This is a genomic window from Ruegeria sp. CE12 (assembly GCF_056537525.1).
This window is the reverse complement of the sequence record NZ_JBQFRS010000062.1, coordinates 1-951: the sequence shown is the minus strand read 5'-3', so window position 1 is coordinate 951 and position 951 is coordinate 1. Positions and strand designations below refer to the sequence as shown.

Annotated in this window: 1 protein-coding gene and 1 pseudogene; one reads left to right on the top strand and one right to left on the bottom strand. The window is 58.1% G+C overall.

Translation table 11 applies throughout. From position 1 onward, the window contains the following. Positions 1 to 179: GTP-binding protein (locus ACR0IO_RS23135; protein ID WP_480745203.1), on the bottom strand; the 179-nt coding region annotated here is incomplete at its 3' end. Here ACR0IO_RS23135 and ACR0IO_RS23130 point away from each other — a divergent pair. Further along, positions 154 to 789 (top strand): annotated as a pseudogene (locus ACR0IO_RS23130) (magnesium transporter); the annotation flags it as partial. The gene ACR0IO_RS23135 and the pseudogene ACR0IO_RS23130 sit on opposite strands and share 26 nt — an antisense overlap. Positions 790 to 951 lie beyond the last annotated feature (162 nt).

The window sequence follows — 951 nt, the reverse complement described above, 5'->3', positions numbered from 1 at the left end:
GTGCGCCTTGCTTCGCCTTTGGCGCGCACTTGACCCGCCATTTGAATCGCACCGCCATAAAGCAAGAATTTCTCGGTCAGCGTGGTCTTGCCCGCGTCTGGGTGGGAAATGATCGCAAAGGTGCGTCTGCGCCCGATTTCAGGCGGCAGGGCAGGGCGATTGGTGGGCGTGATCACCATTGATGACGCGATGAGCGTTCTTGATGAAGTCAATGAAGAGGATTTGCGCCGCCTTGCAGGTTTGGGCGTGGATGAAAGCCTCAGCGACACGACCTTTGAAACTGTGCGTCAACGCTTTCCTTGGTTGTTTGTCAATTTGGGCACAGCGATTTTGGCCTCGGTGGTGATTGCTCAATTCGAAGCGGTGATTGCGCAATTGGTGGCCTTGGCCGTGTTGATGCCGATTGTGGCCTCTATGGGGGGCAATGCGGGAACGCAAAGCCTTGCCTTGGCTGTGCGTGGGCTTGCAACGCGCGACCTCACCTCCGCCAACCTGTGGCGCGTTGTGATGCGTGAGGCGGGCGTGGGGGCTTTGAACGGTTTGGCCTTTGCCCTTGTGATGGGCGTTGTGGGTTATGTTTGGTTCGACTCCGTTCTCTTGGGCGGCGTGATTGCAGGCGCTATGGTGGTTAATCTTGTTGTGGCGGGATTGGCGGGGATATTGATCCCCGTTGCGTTGGAACGCTTTGGCGCAGATCCTGCGCTCGCCTCAGGCACATTCGTGACCACGGTCACCGATGTTGTGGGCTTCTTCGCCTTTCTTGGCCTCGCCGCACTTGTCCTGATTTAGCCGTTTGGCACTTCTAGCGTGATGTTTTCGCCGTCCTTGATGTATTGAAGGCTGTCATCGCCAATCGCGGCGACACGCCCCCCGTCAAGACGATCTCCAACTTCGACCGTAACAAACCGACCCGAAGGCAGGCGCACCAAGGCGCGGCGGCTGCTCGAAGGG